The organism is Amycolatopsis sp. NPDC004169, from assembly GCF_040610315.1.
GTDB lineage: Bacteria > Actinomycetota > Actinomycetes > Mycobacteriales > Pseudonocardiaceae > Amycolatopsis.
In genome coordinates, this window is sequence record NZ_JBEXMD010000002.1 from 150,730 (window position 1) to 169,989 (window position 19,260).

Annotated in this window: 20 protein-coding genes; 12 read left to right on the forward strand and 8 right to left on the reverse strand. The window is 71.6% G+C overall.

The window, feature by feature from the left end:
* Positions 1-22: 22 nt before the first annotated feature.
* Positions 23-754 carry a FadR/GntR family transcriptional regulator gene (locus ABZX11_RS03350; protein WP_176172274.1) on the reverse strand — a complete coding sequence of 244 codons (732 nt, stop codon included), beginning with the start codon at positions 752-754 and terminating at the stop codon, positions 23-25.
* 196 nt (positions 755-950) lie between these two features.
* Between ABZX11_RS03350 and ABZX11_RS03355 the strand changes: the two genes are divergently transcribed.
* Positions 951-1,919 carry an aldo/keto reductase gene (locus ABZX11_RS03355; protein WP_354909841.1) on the forward strand — a complete coding sequence of 323 codons (969 nt, stop codon included), beginning with the start codon at positions 951-953 and terminating at the stop codon, positions 1,917-1,919.
* Positions 1,916-2,767, forward strand: a complete 852-nt coding sequence (locus ABZX11_RS03360) for an amidohydrolase family protein (RefSeq protein ID WP_354909454.1) — start codon at positions 1,916-1,918, stop codon at positions 2,765-2,767. Before ABZX11_RS03355 ends, ABZX11_RS03360 begins: the two co-directional genes overlap by 4 nt.
* Before the next feature lie 34 nt (positions 2,768-2,801).
* Here the strand turns inward: ABZX11_RS03360 and shbA are convergent, their stop codons facing one another.
* The 4 genes from shbA to ABZX11_RS03380 form a co-directional block, all read right to left on the reverse strand.
* On the reverse strand, positions 2,802-3,389 hold the full coding sequence (gene shbA, locus ABZX11_RS03365; RefSeq protein WP_176172272.1) for an RNA polymerase sigma factor ShbA: 588 nt from the start codon (positions 3,387-3,389) through the stop codon (positions 2,802-2,804).
* A gap of 322 nt (positions 3,390-3,711) precedes the next feature.
* Complete coding sequence (locus ABZX11_RS03370; RefSeq protein ID WP_176172271.1) at positions 3,712-4,008, reverse strand: DUF202 domain-containing protein; 297 nt, start codon at positions 4,006-4,008, stop codon at positions 3,712-3,714.
* Between the two features lie 171 nt (positions 4,009-4,179).
* Entirely contained in the window at positions 4,180-4,548 is a 369-nt protein-coding gene (locus ABZX11_RS03375; protein ID WP_354909458.1) for a DUF202 domain-containing protein, read from the reverse strand.
* A gap of 11 nt (positions 4,549-4,559) precedes the next feature.
* Positions 4,560-5,039, reverse strand: coding sequence for a GtrA family protein (locus tag ABZX11_RS03380; RefSeq protein WP_354909460.1), 480 nt, complete (start codon positions 5,037-5,039; stop codon positions 4,560-4,562).
* Between the two features lie 149 nt (positions 5,040-5,188).
* On the opposite strand from ABZX11_RS03380, the gene ABZX11_RS03385 reads away from it, so the two are divergent.
* The gene (locus ABZX11_RS03385; RefSeq protein ID WP_354909463.1) at positions 5,189-5,599 is read left to right on the forward strand and encodes a hypothetical protein; all 411 of its coding nucleotides are present in this window, start codon (positions 5,189-5,191) and stop codon (positions 5,597-5,599) included.
* Positions 5,600-5,676: 77 nt separating this feature from the next.
* Complete coding sequence (locus tag ABZX11_RS03390; protein WP_176172267.1) at positions 5,677-5,970, forward strand: iron-sulfur cluster biosynthesis family protein; 294 nt, start codon at positions 5,677-5,679, stop codon at positions 5,968-5,970.
* Between the two features lie 262 nt (positions 5,971-6,232).
* On the opposite strand, the gene ABZX11_RS03395 is transcribed toward ABZX11_RS03390, so the two are convergent.
* The 3 genes from ABZX11_RS03395 to ABZX11_RS03405 are packed head-to-tail and all read right to left on the reverse strand — an operon-like array spanning position 6,233 to position 10,422.
* Positions 6,233-7,354, reverse strand: a complete 1,122-nt coding sequence (locus ABZX11_RS03395; RefSeq protein ID WP_354909466.1) for a glycerate kinase — start codon at positions 7,352-7,354, stop codon at positions 6,233-6,235.
* Complete coding sequence (locus tag ABZX11_RS03400) at positions 7,351-8,295, reverse strand: D-glycerate dehydrogenase (protein WP_354909469.1); 945 nt, start codon at positions 8,293-8,295, stop codon at positions 7,351-7,353. Before ABZX11_RS03400 ends, ABZX11_RS03395 begins: the two co-directional genes overlap by 4 nt.
* A 30-nt stretch (positions 8,296-8,325) precedes the next feature.
* A complete protein-coding gene (locus tag ABZX11_RS03405; protein WP_354909471.1) occupies positions 8,326-10,422 on the reverse strand; it encodes an alpha-galactosidase in 2,097 nt (698 codons plus the stop codon).
* A 76-nt stretch (positions 10,423-10,498) separates the two neighbouring features.
* On the opposite strand from ABZX11_RS03405, the gene ABZX11_RS03410 reads away from it, so the two are divergent.
* From ABZX11_RS03410 to ABZX11_RS03445, 8 genes are all read left to right on the forward strand, one after another.
* Positions 10,499-11,668 (forward strand): ROK family protein, encoded by a 1,170-nt coding sequence (locus ABZX11_RS03410; protein ID WP_354909473.1) that lies wholly within the window; start codon positions 10,499-10,501, stop codon positions 11,666-11,668.
* A 20-nt stretch (positions 11,669-11,688) separates the two neighbouring features.
* Positions 11,689-12,951 carry a sugar ABC transporter substrate-binding protein gene (locus ABZX11_RS03415; RefSeq protein ID WP_354909476.1) on the forward strand — a complete coding sequence of 421 codons (1,263 nt, stop codon included), beginning with the start codon at positions 11,689-11,691 and terminating at the stop codon, positions 12,949-12,951.
* Complete coding sequence (locus ABZX11_RS03420; RefSeq protein WP_354909479.1) at positions 12,948-13,850, forward strand: sugar ABC transporter permease; 903 nt, start codon at positions 12,948-12,950, stop codon at positions 13,848-13,850. The genes ABZX11_RS03415 and ABZX11_RS03420 overlap by 4 nt, the downstream gene beginning before the upstream one ends.
* The gene (locus ABZX11_RS03425) at positions 13,850-14,683 is read left to right on the forward strand and encodes a carbohydrate ABC transporter permease (RefSeq protein ID WP_176172262.1); all 834 of its coding nucleotides are present in this window, start codon (positions 13,850-13,852) and stop codon (positions 14,681-14,683) included. The genes ABZX11_RS03420 and ABZX11_RS03425 overlap by 1 nt, the downstream gene beginning before the upstream one ends.
* A gap of 22 nt (positions 14,684-14,705) precedes the next feature.
* The gene (locus ABZX11_RS03430; RefSeq protein WP_354909481.1) at positions 14,706-16,013 is read left to right on the forward strand and encodes a glycoside hydrolase family 27 protein; all 1,308 of its coding nucleotides are present in this window, start codon (positions 14,706-14,708) and stop codon (positions 16,011-16,013) included.
* Positions 16,014-16,135: 122 nt separating this feature from the next.
* Positions 16,136-16,945: a CoA transferase subunit A gene (locus tag ABZX11_RS03435; RefSeq protein ID WP_354909843.1), complete on the forward strand. Its 810-nt coding sequence runs from the start codon at positions 16,136-16,138 to the stop codon at positions 16,943-16,945.
* A complete protein-coding gene (locus ABZX11_RS03440; protein WP_176172261.1) occupies positions 16,942-17,700 on the forward strand; it encodes a CoA-transferase subunit beta in 759 nt (252 codons plus the stop codon). Before ABZX11_RS03435 ends, ABZX11_RS03440 begins: the two co-directional genes overlap by 4 nt.
* Positions 17,701-18,067: 367 nt before the next feature.
* Positions 18,068-19,249: a thiolase family protein gene (locus ABZX11_RS03445; RefSeq protein WP_354909485.1), complete on the forward strand. Its 1,182-nt coding sequence runs from the start codon at positions 18,068-18,070 to the stop codon at positions 19,247-19,249.
* Positions 19,250-19,260 lie beyond the last annotated feature (11 nt).

A 19,260-nucleotide genomic window follows, 5' to 3' on the forward strand; every position in this document is an offset into this window, starting at 1 on the left:
CGCCGTGATCGTCGGATCACTGTCAGGAGGCTTCCGCGGCCGGCCCCTCGTCCGCATCGGGCACCGTCGGGTCGTCCGCGGTGCCCAGTGCGTTGCGCAGCCACTGCTCCACGCCCGCGACGTGCACGGTCGCCCACGAGCGGGCCAGCTCCGGCTCGCGCGCGGCGATGGCCTCGTAGATCGCCGTGTGCTGTTCGCGGGTCTTGGCGACCGCGCCCTCCTGGGTGAGGCCGCGCCAGATCCGGGCGCGGGCGGTCGGCCCGGAGAGGCTGTCGAGCAGCGAGCAGAGCACCGGGTTGCCGGAGCCGTCGGCGATCTTGCGGTGGAACTGCAGGTCGTTGGCGACCAGCGCCTCCACGGTCGGCGAGTCCTCCAGCTCGCTGAGCAGCGCGCCCAGCTCCGCGATGTCGTCGTCGCTCATGTGCAGCGCGGCCAGCGCGGTCGCGGCGGGCTCGAGGATCCGGCGCACGGCCAGGAAGTCGAGGACGGTGTCGTCGCGGTGGAAGTCGACGACGAAGGTCATCGCGTCGAGCAGCAGGTTGGGCTCGAGGCTGGTGACGTACGTGCCGTCGCCCTGGCGGACGTCGAGCACCCTGATCAGGCACAACGCCTTGACGGCCTCCCGCAGGGAACTGCGCGAGAGCCCGAGCCGCTGGGCCAGCTCGGCCTCCTTCGGCAGCCGGTCGCCGGGCGCCAGCTCGCCGGAGATGATCATGTCCTTGATCTTGTCGATCGCGACATCGGTGACGGGCATCGCGTCCGCCCTCCCTGCAACAGACCTCGGATGTTTCGGTGTTACTGCCCAGCGTGCCATGTCCCGGCGCCGGAGGGGCCATGACCCACCGGCGTAACGGTGCCGACCTGTTCCACGTCCTCGATGTCGACGACCACTCCGGCGGCGAAGCCGGTCCCGGACGGGTCGGGCGACCGCCGGTGAAGGAGTGACCGCATTGGAACTGTCCCTGTCCCCCCTGGGGCTCGGCTGCGCGCAGCTGGGCAACCTGTACCACGCGATCAGCGACGAGACGGCGGCCGCGACCGTCCGGCGCGCGTGGGAGGAGGGCGTCCGCTACTTCGACACCGCGCCGCACTACGGCCTCGGCCTGTCCGAGGCCCGGCTCGGCGCGGCCCTGCGGGCGTACCCGCGGAACGAGTACGTGCTGTCGACGAAGGTCGGCCGCGTGCTGGAACCGAACCCGGACGGTGCCGGCGCCCGCGACGACCAGGGCTTCGCCGTCCCGGCCGCCTACAAGCGCCGGTGGGACTTCAGCCGTGACGGCGTCCTGCGCTCCCTGGACGACAGCCTGACCCGGCTCGGGCTCGACCGCGTCGACATCGTCTACGTCCACGATCCCGACGACCACTTCGAGGAGGCGCTGTCGGGGGCGTTCCCGGCGTTGCGCGAGCTGCGGGAGCAGGGCGTGATCGGCGCGTTCGGGGCCGGGATGAACCAGGCGCCGATGCTGGCCGAGTTCGTCCGGCGCACCGACCTGGACGTCCTGCTGGTGGCCGGCCGCTACACGCTGCTCGACCAGCCCGCGCTGGACGAGCTGTTCCCGCTGTGTGCCGAGCGGGACGTCCGCGTGGTGGTCGGCGGCGCGTTCAACGGCGGCATCCTGGCGACCGCCGAACCCGGCCGCGTCTACGACTACGCCGAGGCGCCGGCGGAGCTGGTCGAGCGGGCCGGGCGGATCGCGGAGATCTGCGCGCGGTACGGCGTCGAGCTGCCGGAAGCCGCGCTGGCGCTGCCGATGGCGCATCCCACGGTGGCGTCGGTGGTCGTCGGCGCGCACGACCCGGACCAGGTCGCGGTCAACGCCCGGCGGGCGCGGACGGTGGTGCCGCCGTCGCTGTGGACCGAGCTGATCGACGCGGGCCTGCTGCGCGCCGACGTCGTCATCGCCGAAGGTGTCTCGTGATCGACGCGCACCACCACCTGTGGGATCCGGTGCGGCGCGAGTACCCGTGGCTGGCGGGGACGGCCATGGACCCGATCCGCCGCCCGTACACCGTCGACGACCTGCGCGCGGTGACCGAGGCGGCGGGAGTCCACGCGACGGTCCTGGTCCAGACGGTGTCCTCGGACGAGGAAACGGCGGAGTTCCTCGCGACCGCGGTCGCGGAGCCGGTGATCGCGGGCGTGGTCGGCTGGGCCGACCTGACGGCTCCGGACCTCGCGGACCGGCTGGCCGCCCTCGAGGGGCCCCTGGTGGGTCTCCGCCACCAGGTGGAGGGCGAGCCGGACGACGACTGGCTGCTGCGGCCGGCCGTGGTCGCCGGGTTGAGCACGGTCGCGGCCGCGGGCCTGGCGTTCGACCTGCTGGTCCGTCCCGCGCAACTGCCGGCCGCGGCCGAGCTGGCGCTGCGCCTCCCGGACCTGCGCCTGGTCCTCGACCACGCGGCGAAGCCCCCGATCGCGACGGGGGAGTGGGAGCCGTGGGCGTCCGGCGTCGCCGCGCTGGCGGCGCGCGAGAACGTCGTGTGCAAGCTGTCCGGGCTGGTCACCGAAGCGGATTGGACGGGCTGGGAGGTCGGGCACCTGCGCCGGTACGTCGACCACGTGCTCGACGTCTTCGGCCCGGAGCGCCTGCTGTTCGGCTCGGACTGGCCGGTCTGCGAGCTGGCGGCGTCCTACGAGGTGGTGCTCGACGCGGCCGTCGCACTGACGGGGGCGCTGTCGGACGCCGAGCGGCTGGCCGTCTTCGAGCACAACGCCCGGGCGGTGTACGGGTTGGACGCGGGCGAGGCGGCCTACTCCAGGGGGTGAAAGAGGCCGCCCCGCCCGCCCGCGAAATGGTCTATCAGAACTCGTCGTCGCGGATCATGCCGCGCAGGCGGGTCAGGGCGCGGTGCTGCGTGACGCGGACGTTGCCCGCGGAGATGCCGAGGGCCTCGGCGGTTTCGGTCGCCGAGAAGCCGACGGCGATGCGCAGGGTCAGGATCTCCTGCTGCACCCGGGGCAGGGCGGCGAGCAGCTTGCCGAGGCGGGCGCCGAGGTCGAGGTGCAGGGCGTGGCTCTCCGGCTCGTTGCCGGCGCTCAGCGGGTGCTCCGGGAGCTCGGGGACGGGCTCGGAGCGGTCGCGGGCGACGGCGCGGTAGGCGTCGGCGACCTTGTTGGCGGCGATCGCGTGGACCAGGTAGAGGAAGGAGCCGCCGCGGTCCTGGTAGTCGGGCAGGGCCTTGAGCACGGCCAGGCAGACTTCCTGGGCGACGTCGTCGGCCGACAGGTAGGACAGGTCGCGGCCGCCCATGCGCGCGCGGCAGTAGCGGACCACCACCGGCTCGATCATCTGCAGCAGCGAGTGGATCGCCGCCGGGTTGCCCTCGCCCGCGTCCTTCACGAGCGGGTCCAGGTCCTCCTTGGTGAGCCGTCCGCCCGGGCGGGGCAATGACTCTGGAGTGCGATAATCGCGGACGCTGGAAGCGGATTCTTCGGTGGTCCTCGGCGGTGCCGTCATGGTCGTCTCCCCGGCCGACCCTCGACCGTCGCTGCCGGGGGTTCAACACTCCGTAACTGATCCATCGCAGATGCTCCGATGGATCGGGGCGGATCTGCGGTCCGTGCGACGCAGGGTAATCGTAAGCACGTCCATGCGGGTCAGTCCAGATTTCAACCACCAATACCCCGTTAGCAGTATCGACCGTGATGTTCCCGCGACCCAGGCCCGCACATTGCGATTAATCGGTTTCAGGATGTGCGGAGTTCACTCGTCAGTGGAAGACGACCACGGAAGCGGCCGTCACAGTCACGGCGAGCGACGCGATCGCGGGCAGTACCCGGCTCGGCGGGGCCGGTTCGGCGACGCGCAAGGCCCGTTCGCGGCGTGTCCCGATGGCCGCGAGCAGGGCGGATGTCCCCGCGGCGAGCAAGACGGGGATCAGGGTGCCACCCCAATGGCGCTGGGCGGCGGAGTGCAGGAGCAGTACGGTGCAGGCGGCGGACGCCAGTGCGGTCCGCCGCCAGGCGAGCCCGGTGCGCTCGGCCTGGGCGCCCCCGGAGGTGGTCACGACCGGATCCCGGGTGGCCTGGCGGCAATTTTGACGTCACGATAATCGCGAACCGGCGGTATTCGCGTCCGGCCGGACCGGGTGCCGGGGTGCGGCCGTCCGGCTCGCCGGGAACGCCAGGTCGGCGGGGTGTTTTTCCCGGCCGTCACCGTCCGCTGCCTTCGGTGTCACTCACGAGGCCGCCAGCAGCACGGCCGCGGCGACGATGAGGGTCAGCAGGCCGCCGGTCAGCACCAGGATCATCCGGCTGGGCGGCAGGGGCTCGCCGGCCCGCATGGCGAGCTGCACCCGCCGCCACCGCGGGTACGCCGTCGCGGCGAGGACGCCGGCCAGCGCGACGCACAGCCCGGCGAGCACCGTGCTGACCGCGGTGGGCGAGGGCACCAGCTGGTGCACGGCCACGCCGCCGGCGAGCAGGCCGAGGGCGGTGCGGAGCCAGGCGAGGAAGGTGCGTTCGTTGGCCAGCGTGAAGCGGTAATCGGGTTCGGTCCCGCCCGCCTGGGGTGTGCGGTCGTCCCGCTCGATGTCGTCCGAGGCCACGTCCGCAGACGCTAGCCGGTGTGGGTGGCCGGGGCCGGTTCGGAGCGGTGCGCGAAGACCCACCAGCGCAGCACGGCGAACCGGACGAACCCGCCGACCAGGCTGGCCAACAGCAGGGTGCCGGTCTCCTCCCACGACGTCGGCCGGTCGACGAAGGCGTCGAGCAGCGCGAGCACGGCCGAGCCGTAGAGCGCGTAGAAGGCGAAGGTGAGCAGGTCCTGCAGGTGCCGCTTCCCGGCGTGGCTGCGCCGCCCGGCGAAGGTGACGCGGCGGTGGAACTCGGTGTTGCCGACCGTGGTGAGCGCGATCGCGACCAGGTTCGCCACCTGGGAGCCGAGCTCGTCGCGCAGCAGGAGGAAGAGGGCGGCTTGGACGCCGGTGGTGACCACGCCGGCCACCACATACCACGCCGCGTGGGTGCCGAGCTCGTGGTGGCGGTCCGGGTCGGTGGCGAGCAGCCGGTGCCCCGGTGCGCACCTGGTGGTGGCCATGATCCCAACCTACCCCGCATTCACAAACTTGTGAATGTGTTAAACCCGTTGAAGATTTGTGATCCCGGTGACACTGCCGGGTTTCGCCGCCGTGCCGCCCGGGGTAGGTCACCGGCGACTGTTCAGTTGTCGAAGTGCCAGGAGGGCCAGTGAGTGACCGTGACTCGGCCGAACCGCAGAGCTTGAGCCCCAGCGAGGCGCTGGACGAGGACGAGCTGCGGGTGGATTCGCTCGAGGAGGGCATCGAACCGCCGGAGCACTGGAGTGCCGCCGACCGGTACGGCACGACGCCCCGCGAGATCCGCGAAGGCGAGCCGATGGAGATGCGCCTGGCCGAAGAGCTGCCGGACGCCGAGCCGGAGCCGGTCCCGGACCGGCCGCTGGCGGCCACCCCGGCGGCGGAGCTCGACGAGTCGATCGAGGACGCCCCGGCCGACTTCGAGCCGGTGGTCCCGGAGGACACGGTGCCCCGCCGGCACTCGAACCAGGGCCGCCGCGAGACGACGGACTACGCGGGCGAATCGGTGGCGGACGCCATCCGAGCGGCCCGCGAGGGCTGATCCGCTCAGACTGCACGTCCGTTCGGACGCCCCTAGCGTGGGGAAAACATCGGACCGCGACGAAGGGAAGGCCGAAAATGCTGACCGTGACCGAAGCCGCCGCCGAGGCGATCACCGCGCTGACGAGCCAGGGCGAGGGCGAAGCCGGACTCCGCTTGGCGGTCCAGAACGCCGACGGCGAGAGCGCCCAGCTGGCCCTGTCGGTGGCCCCCGAGCCGGCCGAGGGCGACAGCGTCCTGGGCGAGGCAGAGGGCCCGAAGGTGTTCCTCGAGCCCCAGGCGGCGGCGCTGCTGGACGACAAGGTCCTGGACGTCCAGGAGGACGAAGCGGGTGGGGTGGCGTTCGCGGTGCTGCCCCAGCACACAAGCTGACCGCGGCGGGCGGGCCTTTCGCTCCTCGGGTGCGAAAGGTCCGTTCGCATGCGGACGTGGTGTTTCAGGCGGCTTCCCGCACAAGCCGCCGGCCCAGCCGGCCGACGGTCCGTGACTGGCGATGTCGGCCGCCGTTGCTCGCTCCGGCTCGCGATCGGGTTGCCGGTCCAGCCGACTGCCTCATGCCGGCTGCCGATGCCGGGCTCCGCCGCCCACTCCGGCTCGCGACCGGCCCCCGCGAGCCGCTCCCGAACCCTCCCGTCTACCCCTCCTTCCAGGCGCGAACCAGCTCCGCCGCCCGCTCCCGCAGCAACTCCGCCGCATGCAGCCGCGCGTGGTCCAGCGAAGGCGCGTGATCGATCAGCGCACTGCTCCCCACCACCCCCAGCCGCGCCAGCCCGGCCGCGTCCAGCTGGATCCGGCCCGCCAACGCCAGCAGCGGCACCCCCCGCGGCCGCGCCCGGTCGGCGATCCCCGCCGGGGCCTTGCCGTTCAAGCTCTGCTCGTCCAGCGATCCCTCTCCGGTGATCACGAGGTCCGCCCCGGTCAGCGCTGCGTCCACCCCGGTCAACTCCGCGATCAGATCGAACCCGGACTCCACCTTCGCCCCGAGCGCGATCGCCCCCGCGGCCACGCCGCCGCCGGCGCCCCCGCCCGGCACCCGCGTGACGTCCGGCGCGCCGCCCACCTGCAGCGCGTGCGCCCAGCGCCCGAGTCCCTCGTCGAGCAGCGCCACCTCCGACGGGCCCGCTCCCTTCTGCGGCCCGAACACCGCCGCCGCGCCGTCCGGGCCCAGCAGCGGGTTCGTCACGTCGGTCGCGACCGCCACCGGTACCCCGTCCAGCCGCTCCCGGGCCGGCGTCAGCTCCGTCGACGCCACCCGCGTCAGCGTCCCGCCGCCCAGGCCGACCGGCGCGCCGAACGCGTCCAGCACCCCCGCGCCCAGCGCCCCCAGCATCCCGGCCCCGCCGTCGGTGCTGGCCGTGCCGCCGACCGTGAGCACGAGCCGTTTTGCGCCGTGTATCAGCGCGTCCGCCAGCAGCTCGCCGACGCCCCAGGTGTGCGCCGCCAGCGCGGTGGCCGGCGACGGTTCGACGAACTCGATCCCGCACGCGCGCGCCGACTCGATGTACGCCGTGCCGTCCAGCACCGCGTACCGCGCCTGGACCTGCTCTTCGAGCGGCCCGCGCACCGACATCCGCACGATCCGCGCGCCCGCGGCTTCCAGCACGTCGAGGGTGCCCTCGCCGCCGTCGGCGACCGGGCAGGTGACGATGTCCGCGTCCGGCAGCGCATCGCGCACGCCGAGCGCGATCGCCTCCGCGGCCTGGACCGCGGTGAGACTGCCCTTGAACTTGTCGGGCGCGATGACGACACGGGTCACGGCTTCACCTCCGTCAGCGGGGGACGCCCGGCGAGCACCGTCGCGACGTTGCGCGCGGCCAGCACGGCCATCGCGGTGCGGGTCTCGACCGTCGCCGACCCCAGGTGCGGGCTCAGCACGACGTCGTCGCGGCCGAGCAGCCGCGGTTCGACCTCGGGTTCCTTCTCGAACACATCGAGTGCGGCGCCGGCGATCTCGCCCGCCTCCAGGGCGTCGGCGAGCGCGGCTTCGTCGACGACCGGGCCGCGGGTCGTGTTCACCAGGTACGCGCCCGGTTTCATGGCGCGCAACGCGGCGGCGTCGATGAGGTGCCGCGTCTCCGGCGTCAGCGGGCAGTGCAGCGAGACCACGTCCGAACGCGCCAGCAGCTCCTCGAACGACACGTACTCGGCGTCCGTGTCCTTTTTGGACCGTCCGGAGTAGACGACGGACATCCCGAACGCCGAAGCCCGGCGAGCCATCGCCTGCCCGATCTGCCCGAACCCGACCACGCCCAGCGTCTTGCCCTGCAGCCCGGAGCCGAGCAGGAAGCCGAGGTGGAACGACCACGGCGTGCGCGAGCGCAGCAGCCGTTCGCCCTCGCCGAGCCGCCGCGTGACGGCGAGCAGCAGCCCGAAGGCGAGGTCGGCGGTCGCGTCGGTGAGCACCCCAGGCGTGTTGGTGACGACGATCCCGCGCGAGGCCAGCGCCGCCACGTCGACGTTGTCGTACCCGACGGCGACGTTCGCCACCACCTTCAGCTCCGGCCCGGCGGCGTCGGCCAGCGCGCCGTCCAGCCGGTCGTGCAGCATCCCGACGACCGCCGAGGCGCCGCCGACGAACTCGTGCAGTTCCGCAGGCGTCAGCGGACGATCGGCGGGGGAGACCTCCACGTCACCTGCTTCGGCGAGGAGCTTCACCGCGTCGTCGGGAATCCATCGGGTCACCGCGATCTTGGCCACGACGACAGCCTAAATCACCCCACCGACAATTCAGCCCACGCGCGTCAGCCGCACCACCGTGCTCGCGTACCCGCTCCCCGGCCATGAGACGTCGAGCCCGTGGCTCAGCAACACCGCCCCGTGGTGCACGACGCCGTCCTGATCGCGGTACAGCCCGGCCGGATCCAGCCCCGCGAGCCGCGGCGGGGTGAACGGCCGCGCGAACTCCGTCGGCCGCCGCCAGAAGAAGACGACGACGGAATCGCCGAGCACGTACTGCACCGCAGTCAGTGCCGAGACCGCCGGATCCGCGAGCCGGTACAGCACGCCGTGCTGCACGACGGGCCGGATCTCCTTGTACAGCGCCACGAGCGACGCCGCTTCGGTGAGTTCGTCCGGCGTCCAGCGGGGCAGATCGCCGCCCAGGCCGAGCACGCCCGCCATCGCCACGTGGAACCGGAAGCTCAGCGGCGCCTCCCGCCCGGTGCCGGGGTTGGGACTGTCGGTGACCCAGGCCGACATCGTGCCCGCCGGGTAGAGCTGGCCGTAGCCGTGCTGGATGGTGATCCGGTCGGCGGCGTCGGTGTTGTCCGACGCCCAGATCTCGTCGGTCCGCGCGAGGATCCCGAGGTCGGTGCGGCCGCCGCCGCCCGCGCAGCCCTGGATCCGCAGGTCCGGGTGGTCGGCGCGCAGCCGGTCCAGTATCCCGTACACCGCCCGCACGTGGCCGACCCACAGGCGCTGGGCGTCCGGCCCCGCCTCGGGCCAGCCGGCCTCGGTGAACGCGCGGTTCATGTCCCACTTGAGGTAGTCGATGCCGTGCTCGCCGACGAGCCGGTCGAGCCACTTGTGCGCCCAGTCCGCGACGTCGGGCCGCGCGAAGTTCAGCACGAGCTGGTTCCGCAGCGTCGTCCGGGAGCGGTGCGCCATGTGCAGCACCCAGTCCGGGTGCGCGCGGTAGAGATCGCTGTCCGGGTTGACCATCTCCGGCTCGACCCACAGCCCGAACTGCATCCCGTGCGCGTGCACCGCGTCGGCCAGCGGCCGCAGCCCGCGGGGGAAACGCTGGTCGTTGGCGATCCAGTCACCGAGTCCCGCCGAGTCACCGGTGCGCGCGCCGAACCAGCCGTCGTCCATGACGAACAGTTCCGCGCCCAGGCGGGCGGCCGCCGCGGCCAGGTCGGTCTCCGTCTTTTCGTCGACGTCCCAGCCGGTCGCCTCCCACGAGTTGTAGACGACCGGCCGCAGTTCACCCGGGTGCGGCTGGACGAAATCGCGGACGTAGGCGTGCCACCGCTGGCTGGTACCCCCGAAGCCGTCGGCCGCGTAGAGCCCGGCGAACACCGGCGTCTCCCACGTTTCGCCCGGCTGCAGCCGCCAGGTGACGTGCTCGTGGCCGAACCCGCCGGTCCACGTGACGCGGCCGGTGTGCGTGCGCTCCACGGTGATCCGCCAGCTCCCGCTCCACGCCAGCGCACTGCTCCACACCTCGCCGCCGGTCTCCGTCGCGTCGCCCGCGTCGAGCATCACCCACGGGTTGACCTGGTGGCTGGAGGCGCCGCGCCGGCTGGTGAGCGTGGTTTCCCCGACCGGCAGCGGTTCGCGCAGCAGGCCGTACTCGGCGCTCCACGCGCCGGACGTCCGGCTCAGCCGCGCGCCCTCGCGCCGCGGCAGCGTCCACGACGCGGAATCGGTGCGCAGCAAGGCGATGGGCTCTCCGGAACCGGCGTGCCGCAGCGACGTCCAGCGCTCGACGACGTCACCGCGGACGCGGTAGTGCAGGGACAGCTCGAGCGGGTAGTGCCGGTCTGAGAGCCGTACGACGAGTGCGTCGCCTTCGAGCGCGAAGCCGTCGTAGTGCCACTCGAGCGCCGAAGTGCCGTCGGCGTAACGCACGGCCAGCGCCGCGACGCCGAAGAAGGCGCCTCCCTCGGCGGGGAGCTCCTGCCGCTCGTCACCGGGCTCGTCGAAGCTGCTGTCGGCCGGGTTGCGGCGCGCGGCGACCTGCGCGGCCTGCTCCAGGGTCAGCGGCGGGCCCCAGTGGACGTGCCGCGGGCGGTCGTCGGCGTCCAGCCGGAAGGCGTACGAGCTTTCGGGGGTGCGCAGCAGCCAGAGCCGGCGCGCGGGGTCGTGTTCGACGAGCGGCATGCCCGACAGCGTAGAGCTGACCTGCGGAAAAATAAATTCTTGACGAAGTTAATTAAGTCTCCCTACTCTTCCGGCCATGCCTCGCAGTGCACCGGCAAGGGCGCCGATCACCAGTCCCGCGGCCGCGACCGTGTTCACCACGGTCCTGACCGAGGGGCCGGTTTCGCGCGTCGACGTCGCCCGCCGCACCGGGCTCTCCTCCGCCGCGGTGACGAAGGCGGCCCGGCCCTTCATCGAGGCCGGCTACCTCGAAGAACTCGCCTCCGGCGGCCGCACCGCGCCCGGGGCGGGCCGCCCGGCGAACCCCCTCGCGATCCGGCCGGACCGCGAGTACTTCGTCGGCGTCAAGATCACCGGGGACGACCTGATCGGCGTGGTCACCGACCTGCGCGCCGACGTCCGGGCCAGCGCCCACCACGCCTTGACGAGCCACGACGTCGGCCACGTCGTCCGCGCGCTGGCCGACCTCGTCGGCGAGCTGCTGACCGGGGACCTCCGCGAGCGCGCCTATTGCCTGGGCGTCGCGGTGTCCGGCGACGTCGACCGCGCGTCCGGTGTCGTCCGCTACTCGCCGTTCCTCGGCTGGCGGGACGTGCCCCTGGCGTCCCTGCTGGAAGACGCCACCGGGCTCACGGCCACTTTGGAGAACGACGTCAAGGCCCTCGCCGTCGCCGAGCAGTGGTTCGGCGAGGGCGTCGGCGCGTCGTCGTTCGCGCTGGTCACGGTGGGAACCGGCATCGGGAGTGCGCTGGTGGTCAACGGCGGCCTGGTCCGCGGCGCGCACGGCGTCGCGGGCGAGATCGGGCACGTCCCGGTCGCCGACGGCGGGCCGCCGTGCCACTGCGGCGGCCAGGGCTGCGTCGAGGCGATCGCGTCCACCGCCGCGATCCTGACCCGGGCGCGGCAGGTCACCGGCGAACGCGGGCTTTCGATGGACGACGCCGTGGCGCGCGCCCGCGGCGGCGATGAACCGCTGAGGGAGGTCTTCGCCGCCGCCGGCCACGCGATCGGACTGGGGCTGGCCGCGCTGGTCAACCTGTTCGGCCCGGAACGAGTGGTCGTCTCGGGAGAGGGCGTCGCCACCTACGACCTGTTCGAGGAGCAGATCCGCCGGACCTTCGCGGCCCAGGCGTTCGGCAGCGCCGCGCGGTGCGGCCTGGTCATCCGGCCGCTGCCGTTCGAGGAATGGGCCCGCGGCGCCGCCGCGGTCGCCGTCCAGAGCCTGTTCGTGTCCGACACCGTTTGAGGAGAGTTGCCGTGAGCCCCATGAATCGTCGAAGCTTCCTGGTCGGTTCCGTTCTCTTTGCCGGGGGAGCGGCCCTCGCGGGCTGCACTTCGGACCCGTTGAACAAGAATGCCGCTTCGGGCGCCAAGGTCACGCTCCAGCAGTGGTACCACGCGTACGGCGAATCCGGGACCCAGCAAGCGGTCCAGCGGTACGCGCAGGAGTTCACCAAGGCCAACCCGGACATCGCGGTCAACGTCAGCTGGATCGCCGGCGACTACGAAACCAAGCTCAACTCCGCGATGCTCACCGCGCAGGCGCCCGACCTGTTCGAGCTGGGTGACTTCCGGTACCAGAACGTCAAGAACGGCCTGCTCGCGCCGCTTGACGACGTTGTCGGCCCGGTCAAGGCCGACTTCAGCCCGGCCGCGCTGGACACCGTGACCGTCGACGGCAAGGTCTACGGCGTCAAGATGATCGACGACGTCATGATGCTGTACTACCGCAAAAGCGCCCTGCAGGCCGCGGGCGTCCAGCCGCCGCAGACGTTCGCCGAGCTGCTCGAAGCGACGCGGAAGCTGAACAACGGCAAGCAGAAGGGCCTGTACGTCGGCACCGACGGCGTCGGCGAAGCGGCAACCCTCCTGCTCTGGTCGTCCGGTGCCGACTTCTTCGACGCCAGCGGCAAGAAGGTCGCCTTCGCCTCGCCCGAAGCCGTCGCCGCGATCGGCGGGCTCAAGCAGCTGCACGACACCGGCGGCCTGCTCCAGGGCTACCCGACCGACTGGTCCGACCCGGGCGCGTTCGCGAACGGCGCCACGGCCATGCAGTGGGGCGGGCTGTGGTCGCTGCCGGACGTCAAGAAGGCCCTGGGCGACGACTTCGGCGTCGTCGCGTGGCCGAAGTTCGGCGACACGGGCAAGCAGGTCGCGCGCGTCGGCGGCTGGTACCAGCTGGCCAACGCCAAGTCCCCGAACCTGGACGCGGTCAAGAAGTACATCGACTGGCTGTGGATCAAGAACGCCGACCTGCAGAAGGACTGGTGCGTCGAGTACGGCTTCCACATCCCGGCCCGCAAGGAGGTCGCGGCGCGGACGACCGAGTTCTCCAGCGGACCCGCGAAGGACGCCGTGGCGATCTCGCAGCAGTTCGGCAAGTCCTACTCGGGGCTGTGGAACAAGGCGTCGGCGACGCTGTTCCTGCAGGCGGCGACGAAGATCGCGAACGGGAAGGCCGACCCGGCCGCCGAACTCGGCGACGCGGCGCAGAAGGCGCAGGCCGAAGTCGACAAGCAGCTGGCATGAAACATCGCGACTGGCGGGCGATCGGCGCGTTCGCGGTGCTCACCGGACCGGTGGTGCTCGGGCTCGGGCTGTTCAAGTACGTCGCCATCGCGTGGAGCTTCCTGCTCAGCTTCAACGACGCCCGCGGCACCATCACGCTCGGGAACTGGATCGGCTTCGGCAACTACGCGTTCCTGCTGGGCGACGACGCGTTCCTGACATCGTTGACGACGATCGCGGTCTTCACCGTCTTCATCGTGCCGATCACCTTCGTGGCGTCGCTCGGGCTGGCGGTGCTGATCAACAGCATCAAGCGCGGCAAGGCGTTCTTCCGGACCGTGTTCCTCATCCCGGCCGCGGTGTCGTACGTCGTCGCGGCCCTGGTGTGGAAGATGGCGCTGTTCAACGGCCTGCCGTCCGGGGTCGCGAACGTCGTCGGCGGCCTGTTCGGCGCCGACCCGGTGCCGTGGCTGTCGACGACGAGCCCGCCGGTGTACTGGGTCGCGGTGGTGACGCTGCGGCTGTGGCTGCAGGTCGGGCTGTACATGATCCTGTTCCTGGCCGGGCTGCAGGCGATCCCGCCGTCGCTGTACGAAGCCGGCGAGCTGGACGGCACGTCGAAGTGGCAGGCGTTCCGCTACATCACGCTGCCGCAGCTGCGGAACACGTCGGTGGCGGTGCTGCTGCTGATCCTCATCGCGGCGTTCCAGGCGTTCGACGAGTTCTACAACCTGTTCGGCACCGGGCTCTCCGGAACGGCGACTGCACCGGTGAAGCCGCCGCTCGTCTACCTGTACGACTCGGCGCTCGGCGACCAGAACTACGGCGTCGGCTCGGCGGGCGCGTTCCTGCTGACGGTGATCATCGTCGCGATCACCCTGCTGCAGGGCCGGTTCGTCGGCTTCGGGAAGAAGGACTGATGGCCGTTCTCCCGCTTTCCCGGAAGACGCCGAAGTACGTCCTCGCGTCCGTGCTCGCGGTGATCTTCCTGCTGCCGTTCTACATCATGCTGCGCAACGCGCTGATGACGCGGCAGCAGGTCGGCTCGCCGGACTGGTCGTGGCTGCCCGATCCGCTGTCGTGGGTCAACTTCGGCGACCTGTTCGCCGACGCGTCGGTGCCGATGGCGCACTCGTTGTGGAACTCGTTCCTGGTCGCGGTCGTCACCGCGCCGGTCGGGACGCTGTTCGGTTCGATGGCGGGGTACGCGCTGGCCCGGATTCCCGTCCCCGGGCGGCGGTTCGTCTTCACCTACGTGCTGGTCACGCTGATGATCCCGCAGTCGGTGACGTTCGTGCCGACCTTCGTGGTCGTCGGCTCGATGGGGGGCGTCAACACCGAGTGGGGGATCATCGCGCCGAACCTGTTCAGCGCGTTCACGGTGATCCTCTTCCGCAACTTCTACCTGCGGTTCCCGGCCGGGATCGAGGAGGCGGGGCGGCTCGACGGCCTCGGCTACCTCGGCGTCTACCGCCGGCTGGTGCTGCCGAACTCGGGCAGCATGATCGCCTCGCTCGGGGCGTTGATGTTCATCGAAAGCTGGAACGCGTTCCTGTGGCCGCTGGTGATCGGGCAGGACCCGTCGTCGTGGACCGCGCAGATCGCCCTTTCGACGTTCCTGACCGCCCAGTCGGTCAACCTGCCGGCGCTGTTCGCCGGCGCTCTGGTCACCATCGCGCCGCTGGTCGCGATGTTCCTGGTCGCCCAGCGGTTCATCGTCCGCGGGATCGCGGCGAGCGGGCTCAAGGAGTAGGTCCCCTACCGAGGAGTGTTCGATGAAGCGCCTCCTTTCCGTTTTCCTCACCGTGCTCGGGTTTCTCTCCCTGGTCGTTCCCGCGGCTGACGCGCGGACGCCGTTCGTCCGGCCGTTCATGGGCTGGAGCAGCTGGAGCCTCGAGTCGTCGACCCGCGCGGGTTACGGCACTTCGTGGCTCAACGAGTCGCACATCCGCGACGCGGCTTCGGCGATGGCTTCGAAGCTCAAGTCCGCCGGTTACACCTACGTCAACATCGATTCCGGCTGGAACGCCTCGCAGTCCTGGGTCTTCCACACCGACGTCAACGGCATCCCGGACCCCGATCCGTCGCGGTTCCCGTCCGGGATCCCGGCGCTGGCTTCGTACGTGCACTCGCTCGGGCTGAAGCTGGGCCTGTACGCGGTGACCGGGCTGGAGAAGGAGGTCTACGACAAGAACGCGCCCATCCTCGGGACGTCCTGCCGCGCGCAGGACATCGCCTACCGGCCGCTGACGCCGTCGAACGGCTGGGGCGGGAACTGGAAGGTCGACTTCGCGAACCCGTGCGCGCAGAAGTACTACGACTCGATCGTGGCGCGGTTCGCGTCCTGGGGCATCGACTTCGTCAAGGTCGACGGGACGACCGTGGACAACGTGGCCGACATCGCCGCCTGGTCCGCGGCGATCGACCACGCGCGGCGGCCGATGTGGCTGACGGCGAGCGCGTGGCCGGTGCCGCGGTCCATCGGCTCTTCCCTGGCCCCGTACGCGAACGGCGTGCGCGTCGACACGGACGTCGAGTGCTATTGCGAGACGGTGTCCTCTTGGGACAGCTCGGTGAAGGCGCGGTGGGCGGACCTGCCGGGCTGGCTGGGCGTGTTCGGGCCGCAGTACCGGCCGGACCTGGACTCGATGCCGATCAGCAACAACACCGGCAGCGGCATCCAGGACGGGCTCTCCGATGTCGAGCGGCAGAGCGTGATGACGTTCTGGTCCATGGCTTCTTCGCCGCTGTACGTCGGCGGGGACATCTACTTCCTGGACGCCTCCGCGGTGTCGATCCTGACGAACCCCGAGGTCATCGCGGTGGACCACGCCGGCTCGTACCCGACGCGCGTGACCGGCGGCGACCACCAGGTGTGGAAGAAGCGCGCGCCGGACGGCCGGTGGTACGCGGCGGTCTACAACCTGGGTGCCACTCCGGCGGACATCCCGGTCGACCTGGGGATCCCGGGCGCGCGGCTGGTGCGTGACCTCGTCGCGCGCCAGGACCTCGGGCGGTTCCGGGGTGCGTGGACAGCCACCGCCGTGCCGCCGCACGGCTCGCGGTTGATCAGGATCGGCTGACGGTCCCTTCCACCTGCGTACGTCATCCATTGGGTGGAAGACGTCTGGTCGGGCCTCCGGCCGCCGTGCTATGTTCGGTTGCAGAACGAGTGTGCGTGATGCGAACGGATGCGGAGGGCGGGATGGCGGAGCTGCTGTCGCTGGAGGAGGCCGTGGCCCGGCTGGTGCACGACGGCGACACCGTCGCGCTCGAAGGGTTCACGCACCTCATCCCGGTCGCGGCCGGGCAGGAGATCATCCGGCAGCGCCGGCGTGACCTCACGCTGGTGCGGATGACCCCGGACATCGTCTACGACCAGCTGATCGGCGCCGGCTGCGCGCGGAAGCTGATCTTCTCCTGGGGCGGCAACCCCGGGGTCGGCTCGCTGCACCGCTTCCGCGACGCCGTCCAGCACGACTGGCCGGTGCCGCTGGAGATCGAAGAACACAGCCACGCCGGCATGGCGAACCGGTACGTCGCCGGCGCGTCCGGCCTGCCGTTCGCGGTGCTGCGCGGCTACACCGGCACCGACCTCCCGGCGCAGACGGCCACGATCAAGCCGATCACCTGCCCGTTCACCGGCGAGCAGCTGACGGCGGTGCCGGCGCTGAACCCGGACGTCTCGATCGTCCACGCCCAGCGGGCCGACCGGGCCGGCAACGTGCAGATGTGGGGGATCACCGGCGTCCAGAAGGAAGCGGTGCTGGCGGCGAAGCGGTCCTTGGTGACGGTCGAGGAGATCGTGGACGAGCTGGAGCCCCGTCCGGGCGCGGTCGTGCTCCCGGCCTGGGTGGTCACCGCGGTGGCCGAGGTCCCCGGCGGCGCGAAGCCGTCGTACGCGGCGGGGTACTACGAGCGGGACAACGCGGCGTACCAGGCGTGGGACGAGATCGGGCGCGACCGCGAGGAGTTCACGAAGTGGCTGAACGAGCTGATCGGTGTGAAGGCATGAGCGCGGAGTACACGGCCGACGAGATGATGAGCGTGGCGGCGGCCCGCGCCCTCGGCGACGGCATGTCCTGCTTCGTCGGCATCGGCCTCCCGAGCAAGGCGGCGAACCTCGCCCGCCGGGCGCACGCGCCGAACCTGACCCTGATCTACGAATCCGGCTGCCTCGGCGCCAAGCCGTCCCGCCTGCCCCTGTCGATCGGCGACGGCGAGCTGGCCGACACGGCGGACGCGGTGATCAGCGTGCCGGAGGTGTTCAACTACTGGCTCCAGCCGGGCCGCATCGACGTGGGCTTCCTGGGAGCGGCCCAGCTCGACAAGTTCGGCAACATCAACACGACGGTGATCGGCTCGGACTACCACGACCCGAAGGTCCGCCTCCCGGGCGCGGGCGGAGCCCCCGAGATCGCCGCCTCCTGCGGCGAGGTGTTCATCGTGCTCCGGCAGAACCCCCGCGCGTTCGTGGAGAAGGTCGACTTCGTGACGTCATTCGGCCACGGAACGGGCAAGGGCGACCGAGAGCGCCTCGGCCTCCGAGGCCGTGGCCCGACGCTGGTGGTGACTGATCTGGGTCTCCTCCGCCCCGACCCGGAGACGGCCGAGCTGACCTTGACCGAGCTACACCCGGGCGTGGACCTCGAGAGCGCCATCGCGGCCACGGGCTGGAGCTTGAAGGTGTCCGACAGCCTGTCGACGACCCCGGCCCCGACGGACCGAGAGCTGACGGTCCTCCGCGACCTGGAGAAGGCAAGCGCATGACAACGCGGCCGGCCGCAGCCATGGCAGGGTGAGCCGATGACCACCACCCAGGCCCCAGGCCGGCGGGCCGCCGCCACAAGCGGCGCCTTCCCCTGCACCTACCAGCCTGCCGACCCGGAAGGTGAGCGCATGATCAAGCCCGCTCCCACTGTCGGCGCCCGATGCGGGGCTGGCCCCGCTCTCCGGAGCGGTCCGGTACCTGCCGCTGGGCTGGTGATTTCACCGCCCGCCGGTGTTCCGAGGGCCGCAGGTGCGGTCGGCTCGGCGGTACTCACCGCGCCCGAACCGCCCTCGCATCTTCCGCCCGGCTGGCGACCCTCGCCGCCCACCTCCACTCGACCACCCCGCCGACCCGGAAGGCGAGCGCATGACCGACGTCTACATCCTCGACGCGATCCGCACCCCGTTCGGCCGCTACGGCGGCGCGCTCGCCGGCGTCCGTCCCGACGACCTCGCCGCCGGAGTCCTCAAAGCGCTCCAGCAGCGCAACGACCTCGACCCGTCCACAGTGGACGAAGTCACCCTCGGTGATGCGAACGGCGCCGGCGAGGACAACCGCAACGTCGCCCGCATGGCCGCCCTGCTCGCCGGCTGGCCCACGACCGTCCCCGGCAGCACGGTCAACCGCCTCTGCGGCTCCGGCCTCGACGCCGCGATCCAGGCCAGCCGCGCGATCCAGACCGGCGACGCCTCCCTCGTCGTCGCCGGCGGTGTCGAGTCCATGACCCGCTCGCCGCTCGTCATGCCGAAGCCCGAGAAGGCGTTCCCCGCCGGCAACCAGACCCTCTACAACACCGCCCTCGGCTGGCGCATGGTCAACCCGGCCATGCCGGCCCAGTGGACGATCTCCCTCGGCGAGTCCACCGAGCAGCTCGCCGAGCGCTACGGCATCGGCCGCGACGAGCAGGACGCCTTCGCCGCCCGCAGCCACGTCAACGCCGCCAAAGCGTGGGATGACGGCTTCTACGATGACCTGGTCGTCCCGGTCGAGGGCGTCGACCTGGCCCGCGACGAAGGCATCCGTCCGGACTCCAGCCCCGAGAAGCTCGCCAAGCTGAAGCCCGTGTTCCGCAAGGAAAACGGCACCGTCACGGCCGGCAACGCCTCCCCGCTCAACGACGGCGCCTCCGCCCTCCTCCTCGGCGACGAAGCAAGCGCGAACCGCTTGAACAAGACCCCGCTGGCCCGCATCGCCGGCCGCGGCGCGGCGGGGGTCGACCCGGACGTCTTCGGCATCGGGCCGGTGCGCGCGGCCGAGATCGCCCTCGAACGCGCGGGCATCGGCTGGGACGACCTGGCGGCGGTCGAGCTCAACGAAGCTTTCGCCGCGCAGTCGCTGGCCTGCCTGCGCGACTGGAAGGACCTCGACCCGGAGATCGTGAACACCCACGGCGGCGCGATCGCCATCGGGCACCCGCTCGGCGCGTCCGGCGGCCGGATCCTCGGCGCCCTGGCGCACGACCTGCACCGCCGCGGCGGTGGCTGGGGCCTGGCCGCCATCTGCATCGGCGTCGGCCAGGGCCTGGCCGTCGTCCTCGAAGGCCGGTAAAGGAGAGAAAC

What these genes read in the sequence shown, in the direction of transcription:
- ABZX11_RS03390 (WP_176172267.1), top strand. Translation starts at nt 5,677, where the DNA reads ATGCTGACCGTGACCGAAGCCGCCGCCGAGGCGATCACCGCGCTGACG.
- ABZX11_RS03445 (WP_354909485.1), top strand. Translation starts at nt 18,068, where the DNA reads ATGACCGACGTCTACATCCTCGACGCGATCCGCACCCCGTTCGGCCGC.
- ABZX11_RS03440 (WP_176172261.1), top strand. Translation starts at nt 16,942, where the DNA reads ATGAGCGCGGAGTACACGGCCGACGAGATGATGAGCGTGGCGGCGGCC.
- ABZX11_RS03350 (WP_176172274.1), bottom strand. Translation starts at nt 754, where the DNA reads ATGCCCGTCACCGATGTCGCGATCGACAAGATCAAGGACATGATCATC.
- ABZX11_RS03425 (WP_176172262.1), top strand. Translation starts at nt 13,850, where the DNA reads ATGGCCGTTCTCCCGCTTTCCCGGAAGACGCCGAAGTACGTCCTCGCG.
- ABZX11_RS03380 (WP_354909460.1), bottom strand. Translation starts at nt 5,039, where the DNA reads ATGGCCACCACCAGGTGCGCACCGGGGCACCGGCTGCTCGCCACCGAC.
- ABZX11_RS03435 (WP_354909843.1), top strand. Translation starts at nt 16,136, where the DNA reads ATGGCGGAGCTGCTGTCGCTGGAGGAGGCCGTGGCCCGGCTGGTGCAC.
- ABZX11_RS03420 (WP_354909479.1), top strand. Translation starts at nt 12,948, where the DNA reads ATGAAACATCGCGACTGGCGGGCGATCGGCGCGTTCGCGGTGCTCACC.
- ABZX11_RS03430 (WP_354909481.1), top strand. Translation starts at nt 14,706, where the DNA reads ATGAAGCGCCTCCTTTCCGTTTTCCTCACCGTGCTCGGGTTTCTCTCC.
- ABZX11_RS03410 (WP_354909473.1), top strand. Translation starts at nt 10,499, where the DNA reads ATGCCTCGCAGTGCACCGGCAAGGGCGCCGATCACCAGTCCCGCGGCC.
- ABZX11_RS03405 (WP_354909471.1), bottom strand. Translation starts at nt 10,422, where the DNA reads ATGCCGCTCGTCGAACACGACCCCGCGCGCCGGCTCTGGCTGCTGCGC.
- ABZX11_RS03415 (WP_354909476.1), top strand. Translation starts at nt 11,689, where the DNA reads ATGAATCGTCGAAGCTTCCTGGTCGGTTCCGTTCTCTTTGCCGGGGGA.